Raw genomic sequence first — 1,032 nt, 5'->3', positions numbered from 1 at the left:
CCAGTTAAATAAGGTACTGGAAATAGTAGATGATTATAAGTTACCTACAGTTCTTGAAGATGAAATAAGATTATTAAATAGTCAATTATCAATAGTAAGTTAAAGCAAAAATAGACTTTTCCTCTTCAAAGGGGAAAACCTTCAATTAAAAAAGAAAAAGGAGTGCTTTCACACTCCACTTGTCAAAAATATAAAACTTTTATGCAAAATTATTATAACATAAACAGGAGTGTGAAAGTATGGATAATAATACCAATAAAAAAGAAATATTCAAGACTGTAGAAGGAAGATTGCATCATTATAAATTTTTAAATGCAGAGATTAAAAATCTTGAATTAGATATAGAGAGTAGAGAGAATGAAATATTTGGATGTAAGGCTATTGGATATGGTGAGAAAGTAAGTCCAACATATGCTTTTAATTCAAGTGTGGAAGATGAAGTTATTAAAAAGGAAAGAGATATTGCGAGATTAAAGAAGATAAAAAAAGATAAGGAAATTGAAAAGAAGAAAATAGAAAATGCACTTACATGCTTAGATATAAGGGAAGAACATTTCTTTAAATTATTTTATAATAGTAAGACTAAAAATAGCATGGTCTATATATCGCTTAAAATGAGTTTAGATGAAAAAACTTGTAGATGTACAAGAAATATGTTGGTTTATAAAATTATGGATATGCTTTATCCAAAGCTTAGAGAAAGTGAATTACCATTATTCAAAAACTAAAAAATTCCCGACTTTTTCCCGAAAAATTCCTATTTTATTCCCGACTTTCTCCCGTTTTTAATTAAAAAAGCATGAGATAATAGTATTGTGGAAATGAAGATTTCCCTCTCAAAATTAAATAGTTGGCTAGGGTTAAGGGATTGCCCTAGCCACAATACAATAATAGAGAAAGCAATAATATATTTGCGGATATGTTATAGATAAAAAAGGATGCCAAATTTGCACGCTCTATTATTTTAAAAGGCTCAGATGTCAGCGACAGAGAACCTTTTATATGAACAGACTAGGCAGGGCATGAGGATGC

The 1,032-nt window shown here is 29.1% G+C and carries 1 protein-coding gene; it reads left to right on the top strand.

Features of this window, described 5'->3' with window-relative positions; genetic code table 11:
• Positions 1-239: 239 nt before the first annotated feature.
• Complete coding sequence (locus tag Q3304_RS20690) at positions 240-728, top strand: hypothetical protein (protein ID WP_227482691.1); 489 nt, start codon at positions 240-242, stop codon at positions 726-728.
• The last annotated feature ends 304 nt before the right edge of the window (positions 729-1,032 follow it).

Source organism: Clostridioides sp. GD02377 (assembly GCF_045899875.1).
Classification (GTDB): Bacteria; Bacillota; Clostridia; order Peptostreptococcales; family Peptostreptococcaceae; genus Clostridioides; species Clostridioides difficile_A.
This window is presented reverse-complemented; position numbering and strand designations above follow the sequence as displayed.

Coding starts and splice junctions, on each gene's coding strand:
- Q3304_RS20690 (WP_227482691.1), top strand. CDS start 240: ATGGATAATAATACCAATAAAAAAGAAATATTCAAGACTGTAGAAGGA.